The sequence below is a fragment of the Nonomuraea coxensis DSM 45129 genome (genome assembly GCF_019397265.1).
GTDB classification, from domain to species: domain Bacteria; phylum Actinomycetota; class Actinomycetes; order Streptosporangiales; family Streptosporangiaceae; genus Nonomuraea; species Nonomuraea coxensis.
In genome coordinates, this window is record NZ_CP068985.1 from 8624274 (window position 1) to 8643484 (window position 19211).

A 19211-nucleotide genomic window follows, 5' to 3' on the forward strand; every position below is an offset into this window, starting at 1 on the left:
CCTCTTACTCCTTCCGGGGGATCTTCCTGATCAGGCGGCCGGCCAGCCCGGCGAGGCCCGTAGGGGCCACGTACATCACGGCGATGATCAGCAGGCCGAGGATGACGCCGGGCGCGGCCTCGTTGAGGTCCTGCGCGACGCTCGGGACGAACATCACGAACAGCGCGCCGAGCACCGGCCCGGCGGTCGAGCCGAGCCCGCCGACGACCAGGCCGGCGAGCAGGGTGATCGACAGGTTGAGGGTGAACGAGTCCGGCGAGACGAACCCGATCACCCACGTGTAGACGCAGCCGGCCACGCCGGCGAACATCGCGCTCCACGCGAAGGCCAGCGTCTTGTACGCCGACAGCCGCACCCCCATGACCTCGGCCGCGCCCTCGTCGTCGCGCAGCGCGTGCAGCGCCCGCCCCACCCGCGACCGCAGCAGGCTGCCGACCAGCGCGAACGAGGCCACGGCGACCGCGAGGGCGAGGAAGTACAGCCACTGGTCCTCGGCGAGGCCGCTCCAGGCGGGCGGGCTCGGCTTGGGCAGCGTCAGCCCCATCGAGCCGCCGGTGACGTGCTCGAACCGCTTCAGCAGCGGCACCAGGAAGATCGCGATCGCCAGCGTGACGAGCGCCAGGTAGAGCCCGCGCAGCCGGACCGCGGGGACCCCGAACGCCAGCCCCAGCAGGAACGCCACGGCCGCCGCGGCCGGCAGCGTCAGCGGGTACGGCAGGCCGGGCCCGTGCGCCAGGACCGCCGCCGTGTACGCGCCCACGGCGAAGAACGCCCCGTGCCCGAGCGAGATCTGCCCGGCGTGGCCGACGAGCAGGTTCAGCCCGAGCAGCGCGACCGCGTACACCAGGACCATCGTGAGCTGGAAGACGTGGAAGGGGACGAGCTGGAACGGCGCGTAGAGCGCGGCGGCCAGCAGCGCCGCCGTCGCCGCCCGGCGCCGCCCGGCGGGCGTCCACCGGAGGCGGCGGCGCGCGGGGCGCGTGTCCACGCCGGCGTCCTCGACCTGGGTCATGCGCGTTCCACCACCGCTCGGCCGAACAGCCCGCGTGGCCGTACCAGGAGCACGCCGAGGATGATCGCCAGGGGCACGCCGATCTTGAGGTCGGAGCCGATGGCGGGCACGTACGCGCCGGCCAGCGTCTCCGCCACGCCGACGATCACGCCGCCGACGACCGCGCCGGCCGGGCTGTCGAACCCGCCGAGCGTGGCCGCCGCGAAGGCGTAGATGAGGACGCCGCCCATCATGTTGGGCTCCAGGAACAGCAGCGGCGCGACCAGCACGCCGGACACCGCGCCGACGGTGGCGGCGAGTCCCCAGCCGATCGCGAGCGTGCGGCCCACGCGGATGCCGACCAGCCGGGCCGAGTCGGGGTTCGCGGCCACGGCCCGCATGCCGAGCCCGATCCTGGTGTGCTGGAAGAGCAGGTACAGCAGGCCCATGACCAGCGCCACCACGCCGAGCACGCCGAGCGTCGAGAAGCCGACGCTCACCCCGCCGACCTCCAGCGCGCCGCGCGGGAACGGGTTCGGGAAGTCCTTGATGAGGAACGTCCAGATCCAGCCGGCGGCGGCGTTGACGAAGATGAACAGCCCGACGGTGACGATCACCAGGGTCAGCTCGGGCGCGCCCTCGACCGGCCTGATCACGATCCGCTCGATGAGCATCCCGCCCGCGAACGACACCGCCAGCGTGAGCGCGAGCGCCGCCCAGAACGGCAGCCCCGCCGCCACGCACTGCCAGGCGACGTAGGTGGAGAACATGGCCAGCTCGCCCTGGGCGAAGTTGACGATCCCGGTGAACTGGTAGATCAGCACCAGGGCGAGCGCCAGGCCGGCGTAGATGGCGCCCGCCCCGAGCCCTTCCACGACCTGCTGCAGGAACCCGGCCACGGCTACACCCGGTATCCGAGGTAGGACTGCGCGACCTGCTCGTCCGCCCTGATCCGCTCGGCCGTGCCGGACAGCACGATGCGCCCGGTCTCCAGGACGTGCGCCTGCCGGGCGACGCCGAGCGCGAGGTGGGCGTTCTGCTCCACGACGACCACGGTGGTCCGCTCCTCTTGGTTGATGGCCTGGACGATGCGGAACAGCTCCCGGGTGACCAGCGGCGCGAGGCCCAGCGACGGCTCGTCGAGCAGGAGCACCCTGGGCCGCAGCATGAGGGCCCGGCCGAGGGCGAGCATCTGCTGCTCGCCGCCGCTGAGGCTGCCCGCGACCTGACCGAGCCGGTCGCGCAGCGGCGGGAAGTAGGTGCAGACGCGGTCGAGGTCGTCCTCCACCTCGCGGCCGCGGCGCCGGACGAACGCGCCGAGCCGCAGGTTCTCCTCGACCGTCAGCGGCATGAACGTGCCGCGCCCCTCGGGCACGTGCGCGACGCCCAGCCGGGCCACCGCGTCGGGCGGGCGGCCGGTCAGCGCGGTCCCGCCGAGCCTGATCACGCCCCGCGCCCGGACCATGCCGGACAGGGCGCGCAGCAGCGTCGTCTTGCCCGCGCCGTTGGGGCCGAGGATCGCGCAGATCTCGCCCTCGGCCACGCTGAGGTCCACGCCGTGCAGCACGCGGGCCTCGCCGTAGCCGGCGACCAGGCCCTCCACCACCAGGAAGCTCATACGGCCGTCCCCAGGTACGCCTCGATGACGCCGGGATCGCGCTGCACCTCGGCCGGCGTCCCCTCGGCGATCTTGCGGCCGAAGTCCAGGCAGACGATGCGGCGGCAGACGCTCATGACGAAGCCCATGTGGTGCTCGACCACGACCACGGTGAGGTCGTAGGCGTCCTTGAGCGCGCGGAGGGTGCCGGCGAACTCGGCCACCTCGGCCGCGTTCAGCCCGTTGACCGGCTCGTCGAGGAGCAGCAGGCGGGGGCGGGCGACCAGCGCGCGGGCCAGCTCGACCCTCTTGAGCGTGCCGAACGGCAGCCCGCTCGCCGGATGGCCGGCGACCCCGGTCAGGTCGAGCCGTTCCAGGACGGCGTCGGCGTCGGCGCGCAGCTCGCGCTCCTCGCGCCGCACGCCGGGCAGCCGGAGCCCGGCCGTCAGGAACCCGGCGCGGCCCCGGTGGTGGGCGCCGGTCAGCACGTTGTCGCGGACGGACATGCGCGGGAACAGGCCGAGGTTCTGGAAGGTCCGCGCGATGCCGAGCCGCGCGATCGCGTGCGGGGCCACCGCCCGCAGGTCCGTCCCCTCGTAGGCGATGGCGCCCGACTCGGCCGCGTGGCGGCGGGTCAGGCAGTTGAACAGGGTGGTCTTGCCGGCGCCGTTGGGCCCGATGAGCCCCACCATCTCGCCGCGCGCCACCGCGAAGCTCACGCCGTGCAGCGCGGTGATGCCGCCGAAGCGGACGGTGAGATCGCGCACCTCCAGCATCCGGCCTCCTGGAGAACATTGTTCTGACGCTGGGCTCAGCGTAGGATCCGCTCATCAGGGGCCGCATTGGGCACGGTGACCCAAGATGTCCCCGGCATGTTGTCCGCGGAGCACAGCGACGGTCTCATCCCGGTCACGACCCGTTGACCGCCCGGCCACGGGCATGGATCATCCCGGCATGTCCGGTCGTTTCCGCACCGACACGCTCACTGGCACCGAGGCCGTCCGCGCGCAGCGCGCCCGGATCCTCACCGAGCTGCTGGACGACGTTCAGGACCTGGCCGACGCCGGGGCGGCGGCGATCCGGGCCGAGGTGCCCACGTACGCGGCGCAGGGCGGCGGCTTCCACGCCGACGTACGCGACCAGATCGTCCGGCACTACCGCGCCAAGCTCGCGGTGCTGCTGGAGGAGCGGCCCGTGACGGCGGCCGACATCGCCTTCGTCCGGCGGGCCGCGATGCGCCGCGCCCGCGCGGGGGTGCCGCTCGCCGACTACGTCAACGCCTACCGGATCGGGCAGCGGGTCTTCTGGGAGTCGCTGGTCGAACGGGCCGGCCCGACGCCCGCCGGGCGGGAGGCGGCGCTGTCGCTGGCGGTCGCGCAGATGCGCTACTGCGACTTCGCGAGCGCGCAGGCCGCGTACGCCTACATGGAGTTCCAGCAGTACGCCGCCGCCGACTCCGTCCGCGAGAGCCGCGGCCTGCTGGAGACGCTGCTGGCCGGCGGCACGCCCACGCGCGGCAGGGAGCTGGCCGCCGCCCAGGCGCACGGCCTCGCGCCGGACGCGCGCACGCCGCTGCTGGTCGTGGTGGCGATGCTGGTCGAGGCCCCCGCCCCGGAGGGCGCCGGGCTCGACAGGGACGCCGAGGCCCGGCACGCGGCCTGCGCCGCCCTGGCGAGGACCGGCGGCAACGGCGCCCGCACGCTGTCGGTCGTACGCCAGTCGGAGATCGTGGCGGTGCCCGTGCTCGGGCCGGGCGCGGAGGCCGGGGAGCTGTGCGACCGGCTCCAGGCCGTGGTCGGGAGCCTGGCCGGCGAGGGCATCCGGCTCGCCATGGGCGTCAGCACGCCGATGGCCGGGCCGGCGCAGATCCCGCAGGCGTACCAGGAGGCGCGGGCGGTGCTGGACTTCGTGCCCGAGGACGGCGGGGTCGCGGCGCTGCCCAGGATCACCCCGTTCCAGTACCTGGCGCTGCGGGCCGACGACACCGCCCGCCATCTGGTGGACCCGCGCGTCACGGCGCTGCTGGAGGAGGACCGGGCGCGGGGCGGCGTGCTGACCGCGACGATCCGGGCGTTCGCCGCCGCCGACCTCAACCTGCGCACCGCCGCCGAACGCCTCCAGATCCACCCCAACACCGCGCAGTACCGCATGCGCCGCATCCAGCAGCGGACCGGGCGCAGCCTGCGCTCGATCGAGGACCTCGTCGAGCTGCTCGTCGCGATCGCGTTGCAGGACGCGGTTCCCACCAATGACGGCCGGGAAAGACTGGCCACCGTGACCGATGAGGGGCGGCGGCGCGCCGACGTACGGTCGTCCCATGAACCTCGCTGACCGGCTCCACCACGCCGCCGGGCGGCTCGGCGGCAGAGCGGTTCTCACGCTGGACGGGGCGGCGCTGACCTACGGCGCGCTGGACGAGCTGAGCGCCCGCCTGGCCGGGCTGCTGCTCCGCCGCGGGATCGGCCGCGGCGACCGGGTCGCCGTCATGCTGCCGAACGTGCCGGAGTTCGGCGTCGTCTACTACGGGGTGCTGCGGGCCGGGGCCGTCGTGGTCCCGCTGGACCCGCTGCTGAAGCGCCGCGAGATCGCCGCCTACCTCGGCGACTGCGGGGCGCGGCTGCTGCTCGCCTGGCACGCCTTCGCCGAGACCGCCGAGGCGGGGACGGCGGGCACCGCGGCCGACTGCTTCTTCGTGGTGCCCGGCGAGCTGCCGCGGCTGCTGCGGGCCGTGTCTCCCGAGCGGGTGCCCGCCCGCACGCACGCCGACGACACCGCCGTGCTCCACTACACCTCCGGCACCACCGGCCGGCCCAAGGGCGTCGAGCTCACCCACGCCAACCTGGCCGGCAACGCCGAGGCCGTGGCCCGCATGCACGCGCTCGGCGTGGACGACGTGGTGCTCGGCGCGCTGCCGCTCTACCACACCTACGGCCAGACCTGCTCGCTCAACGCCACCGTGCACGCGGGCGCGCGGCTGACGCTGCTGCCGCGCTTCGAGGCGGGACGGGCGCTGGAGGTGATCAGGCGCGACGGGGTGACGGTGTTCCAGGGCGTGCCGACCATGTTCATCGCGCTGCTCGACCATCCCGGTGTGTCCGACCTGTCGATGCTGCGGGTGTGCACCTCGGGCGGGGCGGCGCTGCCGCTCGACGTGCTGCGCGCGTACGAGACCCGCGCCGGCTGCCGCATCGTCGAGGGCTACGGGCTGAGCGAGACCTCGCCCGTCGCCGCCGCGAACCGGGGCGGGCCAGGCCGCCGCCCCGGCTCGATCGGCCGCCCGATCAGGGGCGTGGAGATGAGGGTGGTCGGCGAGGACGGCCGCGAGCTGCCCCGCGGCGAGATCGGCGAGATCGTGGTACGCGGCCCCAACGTCATGAAGGGCTACTGGAACGACCCGGCGGCCACCGCCGAGGCGCTGCGCGACGGCTGGTTCCACACCGGCGACCTCGGGCGGGTGGACGACGACGGCTTCTTCTTCCTGGTGGACCGCCGCCGCGACGTCATCATCCGGGGCGGCTACACCGTCTACCCGCGCGAGGTCGAGGAGGTGCTGTACGAGCATCCGGCGGTGCGGCAGGCGGCCGTGCTCGGCGTGCCGCACCCGGAGCTGGGCGAGGAGGTCGCCGCCGTGGTCGCGGTGCGGGCGCCGGTGAGCGGCGAGGAGCTGCGCGCGTTCGTACGGGAGCGGGTGGCCGCGTACAAGTATCCGCGGCGCATCACGTTCGTGGCCGAGCTGCCGACGAGCCCCACCGGGAAGATACTCAGGCGGGAGCTCTGCCAGCTCACGGCGCCCCTGCGGCGGTAACGCCGGCTGCCGATCCCGGCGAATCCCCCGATCTGGGACCTAGGTCACTACCTGTCAGGGCCGGTCGGCGGCTAGCGTGTAGGCATGATTCACGTGTTCCTTGTCGACGATCATGAAGTCGTGCGCCGGGGCGTGGCGGCCCTGCTCGACTCCGAGGACGACATCGAGGTCATCGGCGAGGCCGGCACCGCCGAGTCCGCGATCGCGCGCATCCCCGCGCTCAAGCCGGACGTCGCGGTGCTCGACGTGCGGCTGCCCGACGGCAACGGCGTCGACGTGTGCCGCGAGGTCCGCTCCCGGGTGCCGGGGCTCGCGTGCCTGATGCTGACGTCGTTCGCCGACGACGACGCGCTGTTCGACGCCGTGATGGCGGGCGCCTCCGGCTACGTGCTCAAGCAGATCCACGGCTCCGACCTGGTCGGCGCGGTGCGCACGGTCGCCTCCGGGCAGTCGCTGCTCGACCCGCAGACCACGGCGGCCATGCTGCAGCGGCTGCGCGAGCAGGCGGCCAGGAAGGATCCGCTCGCGGCGCTGTCGGAGCAGGAGCGGCACATCCTCGACCTCATCGGCGAGGGCCTGACCAACCGGCAGATCGGCGAGCGGCTGTTCCTGGCCGAGAAGACGGTCAAGAACTACGTCTCCAACCTGCTGTCCAAGCTCAACATGCAGCGCCGCACCCAGGCCGCCGCCCTGGCGGCCCGCCTGCGCAGCGAACGCCGCCCGTAGCAGGGCCGGCCGGGATTCCGGCGACGGCCCGGCCCCCCACCCTCACCCCAGCACCGGCGGAACGGCGGACATAAAGGGACTTTCGTCCCTTAGCGTCCGCCCGTTCCGGCGGCGATGCTGGCAGGCATGCGACTCGATTCGTCCGGACTCCAGGTGCTCACCGACGAGGAGTGCCTGCGCCTGCTCGCCTCGACGCCCATCGGGCGGATCGTCTTCACCGACCGGGCGCTGCCCGCGGTGCAGCCGGTCGCGTTCTGCCTCGACGGCGACGCCATCGTCATCCGCACCGGCGTCGGCTCCAAGCTCGCGGCGGCCACCCGGCGGGCGGTGGTCGCGTTCGAGGTGGACGACTACGATCCCGTGCGGCGTACCGGCTGGTCGGTGAGCGTCGTCGGGCACGCCACCGCGGTCACCGACCCCGCCGAGACGGCCCGGCTGGCCGAGCTGCCGCTCGACCCGTGGGTGCCGGGCGGCCTCGACCACTTCATCCGGGTCAGCCTGGAGCAGGTGACCGGACGCCGGATCACAGGGGAACACTCCACCTGACCACGGTCCCGCCCTGCTCCCCCGGCTCCGCCGTGAACGAGCCCCCGAGTCGCGTGGCGCGCTCCTCCAGGTTGCGCAGGCCGCTGCGCCGGCCGCCGGACGGCAGGCCCACGCCGTTGTCGCGCACCGACAGCGCCAGCAGGCCGCCCGTCACCTCCACCGCCACGTCGGCCCTGGTCGCCTTGGCGTGGCGGACCACGTTCGACAGCGTCTCGCGCAGGACGGCGAGCAACTGCTCGGCGAGGTCGTCGGAGATCCGGGCGTCGAGCTGACCCTCCATGCGCAGCCCCGGCATGAAGCCGAGATGGCCCCGCGCGCCCTCGACCAGCTCCACGATCTGGGCGCGCAGGCTCGGGGCCGCGGTCTCCCTGACGTTCTGGAGGGCGAAGATGGTCGAGCGGATCTGCCGGATGGTCTCGTCCAGCTCGTCGATCGCGTGCTGGAGGCGGCCGGACGCCTCCGGGTGCTCGACCAGCCGGACCGTGCTCATCAGCGTCATGGCCGTGGCGAACAGCCGCTGGATGACCACGTCGTGCAGGTCCTTCGCGATGCGGTCGCGGTCCTCCAGCAGGCTCAGCCGCTCGGCGTCGCGGCGGGTGTCGGCCAGCTCCAGCGCGATCGCCGCCTGCCCGCCGAACGCCTCCAGCGCGCGCACGTCGCCCGCGCTGAACGGCATGCGGCCGACGCACTTGGCGAGGGCCAGCACGCCGCGCACCGAGCTGCCCGCGCCGAGCGGCAGCAGCAGCTCGGGGCCGTAGCCGAGGTCGCGCAGCCGGGAGCCGGCGTCGAGCGGCTCGGGCGAGTGGAGCGGCCGCCCCTGGCGGAAGACCTCGCCGGCCGCCGTCGCGTCGAGGGCGTACGACATCTCCGTCAGCTCGCCCTCGTCCGCGCCCTCCGCGAACTCGACCAGCAGCCGCTCGCCCGCCGGATCGGGCAGCAGGATCCTGACCAGGTCGGCGTCGGTCATCTGCCGGGCCCGTGCCGCCACCATGGTCAGCACCTCGCGGGTGCCGCCGCCGGACAGCAGCCGGGTGGTCACCTCGGTGGACGCCTCCAGCCACGCCTCGCGGCGGCGCGACTCCTCGTAGAGGCGGGCGTTCTCGACGGCGACGCCGGCGGCCGTGGCCAGCGCGATCACGATGGCCTCGTCCTCCTCGTCGAACTCGCCGCCGCCGCGCTTCTCCGTCAGGTAGAGGTTGCCGAACACCTCGTCCCTGACCCGGACGGGCACGCCGAGGAAGGTGCCCATCGGGGGGTGACCGGGCGGGAAGCCGTAGGACTCGGGATGGTCGGAGATCCGGCCCAGCCGCAGCGGCCGGGCGTCCTTGATCAGCAGACCGAGCAGGCCCAGCCCGTGGGGCCAGTGCTCGATGGCCGCGATCTCCTCGTCGCTCAGCCCCACCGGGATGAACTGCACGAGAGTCTGTTCCTGCCCGACCACCCCGAGCGCGCCGTAGCTGGCGTCCACCAGCTTGGTCGCGGTCTCCACGATGGTACGCAGCACGGTCTCGAGGTCGAGGTCGCTGCCCACCGACACGACCGCCTCCAGCAGGGCGTGCACGCGGTCGCGGGTGGCCAGCACGGCGTTGAGGCGTACTTGAAGTTCGGACAGCAGCTCGTCCAGCCGCATGTTCGGCATCAGGGGGCGATGCTCGTCATCCACCATGGGTTCAGTGTCGCACTCCCGATGTCTGGTCAGAAATGGTAGGTACGGGTGATCGCGATCAGGTCGCCGTCCTCGCGGGTGGCCGCCACGAGCTCCGGCGGCCTGGGGACGAAACCCGGCACCGCGGCCAGGCCGTCGGCCTCGGCGATCGCGGTGATCCGCACCTCGCCCGCGCCCTGGACGCGCAGGGTGAGGCGGGCTCCCCCGTCCGGCAGGCCGCGGAAGCGGACCTCGCCCGGCCAGGTGTTCGCCCGCACGCCGGCCACGCGGACGGTCACGGGGGCCGCCCCGGCGGTGACCGCCGTCGCCTCGGTCAGCGGGCGCTCGATCCTGAGCGTGAGCGAGCGGGCGGCCCGGCCCGCGTTCACGCGCAGCACGATCGTCCCGCCGTCGCGGCGCAGCACGGTCAGGCGGGGCTCGGCGGCCCGGTCGAGGGCCGGGGCGGGGCCGGTCCAGAGCGTGGCGCCGCGGGCGTAGCCGGGGGGCAGCGCCGTGGTGTCGCGGGCGGTGACGTACCTCCTGGTCCAGGCGGGCGGCTCCGGGTCGGCGCTGACCCAGTTCGCGGTGCGGGCGCCGGCGTCCATGACGTACGCGAGGTGGGTGCGGCCGGGGTTGCGCGCGTCGAAGCGGTCGTCGGCGAGGCCGACGGCGACCAGCACGGGCACGAGCAGGACCACCGGCACCAGCCGCAGCCCCCGGACCGGCGCACCCCTCTCGGACCGACGCGCCCGGGACCGGCCCTGCCCGGGCAGGCCCGGCTCCCGGCCCGGCTCGGGGCGCGGGTCCCGCAGGGGCAGTTCGGCGAGAGGGAGGAGCAGGAGTCCGAGCAGCGCCGCCACCAGCGCGGCCGCGCCGCCGAGCGCCAGCCCCATCCCGTCGAAGACGGTCCTGGCCAGCCCGGACAGCAGCATCGCGGCCGGCACCGCGCCGAGCGTCAGCGCCGCCGGCCAGACGAGCCCGCCGACCGCCAGCGCGGCCGGACCGAGCCGCCGCCGCAGCAGCAGCAGCAGCAGGCCAGCACCGCGAGCGCGGTCTGCGCCACCACGGCCGCGCGGAAGGCGTCCGGCCGGTGCAGCAGCCCGCCCATCCCGTCGTACGCGGGCCGCCAGGCCACCAGCAGCTCCCACAGCCCCTGCGCCAGCAGCACGGACACCACCAGCGGCGCCGGCCCCGACACCGCCGCCACGACCAGCCGCGGCACGCTGAGCAGCCGCCTGCGCCTGGCCACGGCCGCGAGCCCCACGACCGCCGCGGCGGCGAGCCCGGCGAGCGGCCACACCAGCGCGTCCGAATACGTGATCATCGCGCCGAAGAGACGGAAGTAGGTGGCGTCGTGGTCGCCGCGCAGCGCGGGCAGGTCGGCCCCGCCGAGCGCGCGGGCCAGCGCCAGCATGGTCGAGCCGTGGTGCTGCAGGCTGCCCCGGTCCAGGTTCGCGAGGGAGTCGCCGGCCGTGTGGTAGTGCGAGGAGCGCTCGATGTAGGCGAAGTTCAGCCCCTCGAAGCCGGCCGCCGTGAGCGGGGTGAAGTCGGTGTTGTTGGGCAGCAGCCGGTACAGCGCCGCCATCGTCGAGTCGCCGCGCGGGCGCGGCGCGGCGGCGGCGTACGTCTCCACCAGCCCGGCGCTGTCCCGCGAGGTCTCGAACATCAGCGACGGCCCGGAGACGCCCCTCGCCTCCCAGTTCAGCAGCACGCCCCCGGCCCGGCCCAGCGGGTGCTCCCTGACGAACGCCCCCGCGCCGAGCACGCCGTCCTCCTCGCCGTCGGTCATGAGCAGCACGAGGTCGTTGCGGAGCGGCGCGTCGCCGAGCGCCCGTACGGTCTCCAGCATGGACGCCACGGCGGCGGCGTCGTCGGAGACCCCGGGGCCCATCGCCGCCGAGTCGTAGTGCGCGGCGATCAGGACCGTGCCCGTCGGGTCGGCGCCGCGCCGGGTGGCGACGATGTTGTGCACCAGCCCGAACGAGGCGAGACCGGTGGAGGCGTTCGCGCCCACGGCCCGCTGCACCTCGACGTCCAGCCCGGCCGCGCGCAACTGGCCGACCAGGTAGTTCCTGGCCCGCTCTGCCGCGGCGCCGCCGATGGGGCGCGGCTCGGTGGCGAAGCGCTCCAGGTGGGTGAGCGCCCGCTCGGCGCTGAACTCGGCGGGCGGGGCGGAGGCGGGCACGGGCTGCATGGTGCTGTCCGTCATCGCCGTCAGCAGGACGGCGCACGCCAGCACCAGCGCCGCGCCGAGGCCCGCCGCGGCGCGGCGCGGGACGTCGATCAACTTTCCGATCATGTACGGGAACGCTACGGACCCGGCCCTGCCTGCCGGAATGATGCGGATGCCCGGATCGACCTGTGGTTTTCCGCAGCCTCGCGGGAAGCGGGCACGCCGCTCCCGATCACTTCGATAGCCTGCGTAGTCCCGTACAGAAGTGATGTTTCTCTGACAGAAGGGACCGGGACCGTGCTCGAAGACGCCGGCCTCCAGGCGCTCCGGGAGGCGGCTCGCCTGTCTCCGGGCAATCTCCCGCTCCGGCGGCACCTCGGCGAGCAACTGCTGGCCAAAGGGCACCTCGCCGAGGCCGAGGCGGAACTCCGGGCCGCGCTCATGCTCGCCCCCCAGGACCCGGACGTGATGGCGGGGCTGGCGGAGACGTTCGTGCGGCGGAGCGCGTACGGCGAGGCGCTGGCGGCGCTGGAGCCGTTCCTCGCGGCGCCCGGCTACCCGCCGCGCCTGGGCGTCGTCGCGGCCCGCGCGCTGCTCGGCGAGGGCGACTTCGGCCGCGCCGCCTACCGCTACTACGACGCCGTCACCCGCGACCCGTCGGTCGCCGACCCGGACGTCGCCACCGCCCTCACCCTCCCCGCCTCCCCCCCCCCCGCCCCGCCCGCCCCCTCCCCGTCGGGGCCGCACTCTCCCTCCTCCCCGGCCCCACCCGCCTCCTCTCCCGCAGGACCACCGACTCCCTCCTCCCCGGCCCCGCCGGCCTCCTCTCCCGCAGGACCACCGGCTCCCTCCTCCGCCCCCTCCCCTGCAGGGCCGCCAGCTCCCTCCTCCGCAGGACCCTCCGCCTCCTCCCCTGCAGGACCGGTCGCTCCCTCCTCTCCTGCAGGGCCGTCGGGGCCGGAAGGAGGGCGGTGGGCGCACCCCGGAGCGGGGGCGCGGCCCGGCGGCGGTCCGATGACGGGCGGCGGGCCGATGACCGGCGGGGGGCCGGGGGACGGGCCGGCGGAGGTGGAGCGGGCGCGGACGACGTTCGCCGACGTCGCAGGCATGGACGCCGTCAAGGAGTCCCTGCGCGTCAAGCTCCTCCTCCCCCTCCAGCAGCCCGAGCTCTTCGCCGCCTACGGCAAGCGCGCCGGCGGCGGCGTCCTGCTGTACGGCCCCCCGGGCGCGGGCAAGACCCATCTGGCCAGGGCGGCGGCCGGCGAGCTGGGGGCGGCGTTCATCAGCGTCGGCCTGGCCGACATCCTCGACATGTACATCGGCTCCAGCGAGCGCAACCTGCGCGCCACGTTCGACCTGGCCCGGCGCCACCGCCCGTGCGTGCTGTTCTTCGACGAGGTGGACGCCCTCGCCGCCCGCCGCTCCGACGCCCGCAACACCCACAACCGCCAGATCGTGAACCAGTTCCTCGCCGAGCTGGACGGCGTGGACCAGGACGCCAACGAGGGCGTGCTCGTCCTGGCCGCCACGAACGCCCCCTGGTACATCGACGTGGCCTTCCGCCGCCCCGGCCGCTTCGACCAGCTCGTGTTCGTGCCGCCGCCGGACGCGGGCGCCCGCGCCGCCATCCTGCGCATCCTCTGCCGGGACAAGCCGGTGGCGGAGCTGGACTTCGACGCGGTCGCGCGGGCCACGGAGCACATGGTGGGCGCGGACCTGAAGGGCGTGGTGGACCGGGCGGTCGAGGTCAAGCTGCACGAGTCGATGCGGGCCGGCCACCCGGTCCCGTTGACCACCATGGACCTGCTGGCCGCGGCGAAGGCCGCCCGCCCCACCGCCGTACGGGAGTGGATGGCGACGGCCCGCAACTACGTCCTGCACGCGAACGAGTCCGGCGCCTGGGACGACCTGCTGCCCTGGGTCAAGGGCAAGTGGTGAGGACGGGCGAGTCCCTGGAGCGGGCGCGGACGCTGCTGAGGCTGAGCCGTCCCGCCGACGCCGAGCGGGAGCTGCGCGGCGTCCTGACCGCCGAGCCCGAGCAGGAGACCGCCCACTGCCTGCTGGCCCTCGCCCTCATCGGCCAGGGCAAGGCGGCGGAGGCCGCCGAGGAGGCGCGCGAGGCCGTCCGGCTGGCTCCCGGCCACTGGTTCCCGCACTACGTCGCCGGCCAGGTCCACTACCGCTCGGGCCGGGCCGGCGAAGCGGTGCGGGCCGCCGAGACGGCGCTCGCGCACGCCCCGGAGCAGGCGGCGGTGTGGGAGCTGCTGGCCCGCGCCCACTCGGCGGCGGGCCGGTGGCGGCAGATGGCGGAGGCGGCCCGCGCCGGCCTCGCCGTCGATCCGGAGGACGTGGACCTGGCGGCGCTGCTGTCGGTGGCGCACACCATGCTCGGCGAGGCCGAGCCGGCCCGCATGACGGCGGCGCACGCGCTCCGGCTCGACCCGGAGAGCACCATCGCTCACCTGGCGGCGGGCCGGGCGGCGCTCGCCTTCGGCGATCCGAAGGCCGCGGCCGGGCACTTCCGCGAGGTGCTGCTCCTCGATCCGGGCTTCGGCGCGGCCAGGGACCTGCTGGTCGAGGCGCTCAAGCAGCGCAACCCGCTGCAGCGCAAGCTGTCGGAGCTGCGGCGGCGGTACCGGGGCGGGTGGCGGCTGCTGTTGCTGCTGCCGGCGGTCCCGCCGCTGATCGCGGTGTTCGTGCTCATCGCCCTGATGCACTGGGTGGCGTGGGTCTTCGAGACGGTGACGGTGCTGCGGCTGGCTCGCGCGCGGGCCACCCGGCTGCTGTTCGAGGGGGCTGAGGCCAGGGTCGCGGGCGTCTGCTGCTCGCTGCTCGCCGCCGGCGCCGCGGCGCTCGGGCTCGGCGTCGCCCTGGGCGCGGAGGCGCTGGGCGTGGCGGGCGCGGCGGTCATGGCCCTGGTCACGCCGGTGCAGGAGGCGGCGCACCTGGGCGCGCCGAACGGCCGCGCGACCCTGTATGTCTGGACCTTCCTCCTGGCGGTGGCCGCCGTCGTCGCGGCGGTGGCCGGCCTGCCGGCGCTCGCGCTGCTCACCGTGTACGCGGCCCTCGCCACGATCTGGCTCGCCTCCTGGGTGCGCCGCGCGACGGCGGCCCCGGCGGGCTGACCGGACCGGCTCCGACGTCCGGGCATGGGCGACAATCGGGACGTGCAGTTCGGCATCCTGGGCCCGCTCACGGTCCGCGCCTCCGACGGCCGGGAGCTCGCCGTCGGCGGGCCGCGCCCGCGGGCCCTGCTCGCCCTGCTGCTCCTCGACGCCGGCCGCACGGTGAGCGTCGAACGCCTCATCGACGGCCAGTACGGCGACCACCCGCCCGCCGGCGCCGCCAACGCCGTCCAGGCCCAGGTCTCCCGCCTGCGCCGGGTCCTGCCCGGGCGGCTGATCGAGTTCCACGGCGCCGGCTACCGGCTGGCCGTCGAGCGGGAGGACGTCGACGCCCACCGCTTCGAACGCCTCGCCCGCGAGGGGCGGCGGCTGCTCGCCCACGGGCTGTCGGCGCGGGCGGCGGCGGTCCTCGGGGACGCGCTGGAGCTGTGGCGGGGCCCGGCGCTCGCCGACGTCCCCGACGCGCCGTTCGCCGCCGCGCAGGCGCGGCGGCTGGAGGAGCTGCGCGTGTCGGCGCGGGAGGACCTGCTGGCGGCCGAGCTGGCGCTGCCCGAGGCCGGCCCGGTGGCGGCGCTGCGGGAACTGGTGGCCGCCCACCCGCTGCGCGAACGGGCGCGCGGGCTGCTCATGCGCGCCCTGCACGCCGCCGGGCGGCAGGCCGAGGCGCTGGCCGTGTACGACGAGACGCGGCGGCTGCTCGCCGACGAGCTCGGCGCGGACCCGTCACCCGAGCTGGCCGCCCTGCACCTGGAGATCCTGCGCGGCACCGGACCCACCCTCGGCCCGGCCTTCGGTCCGGGGGCGGTGGGGTGGAGCCGGCCGCCGATGCCGTTCACCAGCTTCGTGGGGCGGGAGGAGGAGCTGGCCAGGATCCGCGCCCTGGCGGAGGCCCGGCTGGTGACGATCGTCGGCCCCGGCGGCACCGGCAAGACCCGCCTCGCCGTCGAGGCCACCACCGGGCGGGACGTACGGCGGGAGGTCTGTTTCGTGGACCTCTCCCTCGTGGACCCGGGTCCCGCGACCGGCGGGCAGGTGGCGGCGGCCGTGCTCGGGGCGCTCGGGCTGCGCGAGCCCGCGCTGCGGGCCCCGGAGGCCGGAGGGGCGGGCGACGCCGCCGGGCGCGTGGTGGCCGCGCTGGCCGAACGGGAGCTGACCCTCGTCCTGGACAACTGCGAGCACGTCGTCGCCGGGGCCGCCGCGCTGGCCCGCCGGCTGCTCACCTCCTGCCCCCGCCTGACCGTGCTCGCCACCAGCAGGGAGCCGCTGGGCATCACCGGCGAGCACCTGGTCCCGCTCGCCCCGCTGGCCGCGTCGGCCGCCGTCCGGCTCTTCGCCGACCGGGCCGCCGCCGTACGCCAGGGCTTCGCGCTCGGCCCGGACAACCTCGACGCGGTACGCCGGATCTGCGCCGCGCTCGACGGCCTGCCGCTGGCGATCGAGCTGGCCGCGGCCCGCGTGCGTACGTTCGGCGTCGCCGAGATCGCCGCCCGCCTGGCCAAGCACGGCCGGTTCGCGCTGCTGTCGCGCGGCGACCGCAGCGCGGCCGCCCGCCACCGTACGCTGCACGCGGTCGTCGAGTGGAGCTGGAGCCTGCTCGCCGAGGAGGAGCAGGAGCTGGCCCGGCGGTTCGCGGTGTTCGCGGGCGGCGCGCGGCTGGAGGCGGTCGAGGCCGTCTGCGGCGCGGACGCCGCGGAACCGCTGGCCGGCCTGGTGGACAAGTCGCTCGTGGAGACCGACGGCGAGCGCTACCACATGCTGGAGACGATCCGGCTGTTCTGCGCGGCGCGGCCGGCCGGGGCGGGCGAGGAGGAACGGCTGCGCCGCGCCCACGCCGCCTGGTTCCTGGAGCTGGCCCGGCGCGCCGACGACCACCTCTACCGGGCCGAACAGCTCGACTGGCTGGCCCTGCTGTCGGCCGACGACGCCAACCTGCGGGCGGCGCTGCGCTGGAGCGTGGAGCACGACCCCGCGACGGCGGCGCGGCTGGTGGCGGCGCTCGCCATGTACTGGTGGCTGAGCGGGCGGCGCGGCCAGGCCATCGCGCCCGCCACCCGCCTGCTCGACACGCTCGGGGCCGATCCGCCGGCCGAACTGGCCGAGGAGTACGTGCTCACCGTGCTGCACGCCGTGCCCGACGCCGGGTCGCCGCACTGGGAACGGGCGCGGGCCGCCGCCGGATCCCTCGGGCGGCCGATGCGCTGCCGGCTCGGGCCCGCGCTGTGGGGCATGGTCGCCGGGCCGCCGGACGACGGCGAGCACCGGGCGCCGCTTCCCTCCGCCGACCCGTGGAGCCGGGCGCTGGGCCGGCTGAGCCAGGCGCTCGTCCTGGTGCTGAAGGGCAGGATCGGGGCCGCCGAGCGGGAGCTGGAGAGCGTGCTGGCCGACTTCGGCGCGGTGGGCGAACGCTGGGGGAAGGCGCAGGCGCTCGACTGGCTGGCGCTGATCAGGAGCTGGCGCGGCGACCGGGCGCGGGCGATGCGCCTCTGGCAGGACGCGGTGTGGCTGCTGGAGGAACTCGGCGCGGCGGAGGAACTGGTGGACGTCCTCTGCCGCCGCGCCGAGGCCCGCTGCCGCGCGGGCGACCTGCGGGAAGCGGCTGACCTTCGGAGGGTGGCCGACCTTCGGGGGGTGGCCGACCTTCGGGGGGTGGCCGACCTTCGGAGGGTGGCCGACCTGCGGGAGGTGGCCGACCTGCGGGAGGTGGCCGACCTTCGGGGGGCGCGGGCCGACTGTGAGCGGGCGGCGGAGCTGGCCCGGCGTACCGGCCGGCCCAGCCTGATGGCCACGGTCCACCTGCGGCTGGCGGAGGTCGTCCGCGTCGAGCACACCTACGTCCCACCGGCACAGGGCCCCGCCACGGGTGAGGTGGGGTGGGACGAGGAGGTCGCGGGGCGGTTGGGGGCCGCGTTGGAGATCGTCCAGGGGACCTGGGCGTTCACCGCGTCCGGGATCAGGTCGCAGGTGCTGACGGCCCTCGGGCGGCTCGCCGAGGCGCGGGGCGACGTGGCGGAGGCGGCGCGCAGACACGGCGAGGCGCTGGCCGCCGCGCTCGGCTCGCCGATGGCCGCCGACCTCGCCGCCGTCGCCGAGGGCCTGGCCGGCCACGCCCTGCTCACCACCCCCGGCCCCGCCCGGCTCGCCACCTCCGGCCCCACTCCCGGCGCTACCCCCGGTCACCCGGGTGGGGATGCTGTGCGGGCGGCGAGGTTGCTCGGGGTGGGGGCGGCGCTGCGGGGGATCGCCGTCGCGGGCGATCCCGATGTGGCCGCCACCGCCGCCCGCGCCGCCGCCGTCCTCGGCCCGGACGGGTTCGCGGCCGCGTACGCCGAGGGCGCCGCCATGGAACGCGCCGAAGCCCTGGAAGCCCTGACCGCCCCGCCCCCGGGCTGACAGGAGGGCGGGGAGCTGTCAGCCGGTGGTCGCCCGGTTGTCAGCGCACCTCGCGAGGCTGCCGGTCATGAAGAACGCGAACATCCTCATCTCCGGCGCGAGCATCGCCGGCCCGGCGCTCGCCCACTGGCTGGCCAGGTACGGCTGCGCCGTCACCGTCGTCGAGAAGGCCCCGTCCCTGCGCCCCGGCGGCCAGGCGGTGGACTTCAAGGGCGAGACCCACCGCACGGTCCTGTCCAGGATGGGCATCCTGGACGACGTGCGCGCCCTGCAGACGGGCGGCCACGACCAGCTTCTCGTCGACGCCGAGGGCCGCACGCTCGCGGTCATGCCCGGCGAGTTCACCGGCGGCGAGCTGGAGATCAAGCGCGGCGACCTGGCCCGTCTCCTCCACGAGCGCACCGCCTCCTCCTGCGCGTACGTCTTCGGCGACTCGATCACCTCGCTGACCGAGACCCCGGACGGCGTGCAGGTGACGTTCGAGCGGGCCGCGCCCCGCACGTTCGACCTGGTGGTGGGCGCGGACGGCATCCATTCCAACGTCCGCAGGCTCGCCTTCGGCCCGGAGTCCGGCTTCGTGCGCTTCCTCGGCCACCACTACGCGCTGGTGGACCTCGACCAGGACTTCGGCCCGGTCGGGCAGATGTACAACGAGCCGGGCAGGATGGCGGCGGTCGGCGGGCCGAAGGCGCCGGCGTTCTTCGTCTTCGCCTCCGGGCCGCTCGACTACGACCGTGACGACGTCGAGCAGCAGAAGGACATCCTGGCGCGGGCGTACGCGGGCATGGGCTGGCGGGTGCCCGAGGTGCTGGCGGCGGTGCGGCGCGCGCCCAGTGTGTACCTGGACTCGATCAGCCAGGTACGGATCGACCGGTACAGCAGGGGCCGGGTGGTGCTGCTGGGCGACGCGGCGTACGGCAACACCCTGGGCGGTTTTGGCACCGGCCTGGCCGTCGTGGGCGCGTACGTGCTGGCGGGCGAGCTGGCGGCGGCGGGCGGCGACCACCGTGCGGCGTTCGGCGCGTACGAGCGCGTCTTCCGCCCGTACGCCAGGATCGCCAGGAGTGGCAACGCCGGCCCCTTCCTCGCACCCGGGAGCCCGTCGCGGATCCGGATGCGGAACTGGATGTTCAAGTACCGCTTCCTCCTCGCTTGGATGATGAAAGTGACCGACAAGTTCGCGACCGACATCAAGCTCAAGACGTACTGAACT

General features: G+C 75.2%; 15 protein-coding genes. 8 read left to right on the forward strand and 7 right to left on the reverse strand.

From position 1 onward, the window contains the following. Positions 1-4: 4 nt before the first annotated feature. From Nocox_RS40440 to Nocox_RS40455, 4 genes are read right to left on the reverse strand one after another with little or no spacing between them, the layout of a single operon-like run. Positions 5-1012 carry a branched-chain amino acid ABC transporter permease gene (locus Nocox_RS40440; RefSeq protein WP_020543262.1) on the reverse strand — a complete coding sequence of 336 codons (1008 nt, stop codon included), beginning with the start codon at positions 1010-1012 and terminating at the stop codon, positions 5-7. Continuing rightward, on the reverse strand, positions 1009-1890 hold the full coding sequence (locus Nocox_RS40445) for a branched-chain amino acid ABC transporter permease (protein ID WP_020543263.1): 882 nt from the start codon (positions 1888-1890) through the stop codon (positions 1009-1011). Before Nocox_RS40445 ends, Nocox_RS40440 begins: the two co-directional genes overlap by 4 nt. A 2-nt stretch (positions 1891-1892) precedes the next feature. Next, positions 1893-2609 (reverse strand): ABC transporter ATP-binding protein, encoded by a 717-nt coding sequence (locus tag Nocox_RS40450; protein ID WP_020543264.1) that lies wholly within the window; start codon positions 2607-2609, stop codon positions 1893-1895. Further along, positions 2606-3364 (reverse strand): ABC transporter ATP-binding protein, encoded by a 759-nt coding sequence (locus tag Nocox_RS40455; protein WP_020543265.1) that lies wholly within the window; start codon positions 3362-3364, stop codon positions 2606-2608. Before Nocox_RS40455 ends, Nocox_RS40450 begins: the two co-directional genes overlap by 4 nt. A 178-nt stretch (positions 3365-3542) precedes the next feature. On the opposite strand from Nocox_RS40455, the gene Nocox_RS40460 reads away from it, so the two are divergent. The 4 genes from Nocox_RS40460 (at position 3543) to Nocox_RS40475 (ending at position 7665) form a co-directional block, all read left to right on the forward strand. Continuing rightward, complete coding sequence (locus Nocox_RS40460; RefSeq protein WP_020543266.1) at positions 3543-4919, forward strand: PucR family transcriptional regulator; 1377 nt, start codon at positions 3543-3545, stop codon at positions 4917-4919. Further along, a complete protein-coding gene (locus tag Nocox_RS40465; protein WP_020543267.1) occupies positions 4906-6393 on the forward strand; it encodes a long-chain-fatty-acid--CoA ligase in 1488 nt (495 codons plus the stop codon). Before Nocox_RS40460 ends, Nocox_RS40465 begins: the two co-directional genes overlap by 14 nt. Before the next feature lie 84 nt (positions 6394-6477). Beyond that, positions 6478-7119 carry a response regulator transcription factor gene (locus tag Nocox_RS40470; protein ID WP_033409040.1) on the forward strand — a complete coding sequence of 214 codons (642 nt, stop codon included), beginning with the start codon at positions 6478-6480 and terminating at the stop codon, positions 7117-7119. A gap of 126 nt (positions 7120-7245) precedes the next feature. Continuing rightward, positions 7246-7665, forward strand: coding sequence for a pyridoxamine 5'-phosphate oxidase family protein (locus Nocox_RS40475; protein ID WP_026214351.1), 420 nt, complete (start codon positions 7246-7248; stop codon positions 7663-7665). On the opposite strand, the gene Nocox_RS40480 is transcribed toward Nocox_RS40475, so the two are convergent. From Nocox_RS40480 to Nocox_RS40490, 3 genes are read right to left on the reverse strand one after another with little or no spacing between them, the layout of a single operon-like run. Then, positions 7643-9331, reverse strand: coding sequence for a GAF domain-containing sensor histidine kinase (locus tag Nocox_RS40480; protein ID WP_020543270.1), 1689 nt, complete (start codon positions 9329-9331; stop codon positions 7643-7645). The two genes, Nocox_RS40475 and Nocox_RS40480, sit on opposite strands and share 23 nt — an antisense overlap. Positions 9332-9360: 29 nt before the next feature. Further along, positions 9361-10254, reverse strand: a complete 894-nt coding sequence (locus tag Nocox_RS40485; protein WP_211212661.1) for a hypothetical protein — start codon at positions 10252-10254, stop codon at positions 9361-9363. A gap of 11 nt (positions 10255-10265) precedes the next feature. Next, complete coding sequence (locus Nocox_RS40490; protein ID WP_211212663.1) at positions 10266-11609, reverse strand: M28 family peptidase; 1344 nt, start codon at positions 11607-11609, stop codon at positions 10266-10268. A gap of 171 nt (positions 11610-11780) precedes the next feature. Here Nocox_RS40490 and Nocox_RS43525 point away from each other — a divergent pair, with 171 nt between their 5' ends. The 4 genes from Nocox_RS43525 to Nocox_RS40510 all read left to right on the forward strand — a co-directional run bounded on the left by Nocox_RS43525 (position 11781) and on the right by Nocox_RS40510 (position 19208). Next, positions 11781-13421, forward strand: coding sequence for an ATP-binding protein (locus Nocox_RS43525; RefSeq protein ID WP_246649689.1), 1641 nt, complete (start codon positions 11781-11783; stop codon positions 13419-13421). Beyond that, positions 13418-14608 carry a tetratricopeptide repeat protein gene (locus Nocox_RS40500; protein WP_169577036.1) on the forward strand — a complete coding sequence of 397 codons (1191 nt, stop codon included), beginning with the start codon at positions 13418-13420 and terminating at the stop codon, positions 14606-14608. The genes Nocox_RS43525 and Nocox_RS40500 overlap by 4 nt, the downstream gene beginning before the upstream one ends. Positions 14609-14650: 42 nt before the next feature. Continuing rightward, the gene (locus Nocox_RS43860) at positions 14651-17998 is read left to right on the forward strand and encodes an AfsR/SARP family transcriptional regulator (RefSeq protein ID WP_026214353.1); all 3348 of its coding nucleotides are present in this window, start codon (positions 14651-14653) and stop codon (positions 17996-17998) included. A gap of 67 nt (positions 17999-18065) precedes the next feature. After that, complete coding sequence (locus tag Nocox_RS40510; protein ID WP_026214354.1) at positions 18066-19208, forward strand: FAD-dependent monooxygenase; 1143 nt, start codon at positions 18066-18068, stop codon at positions 19206-19208. The last annotated feature ends 3 nt before the right edge of the window (positions 19209-19211 follow it).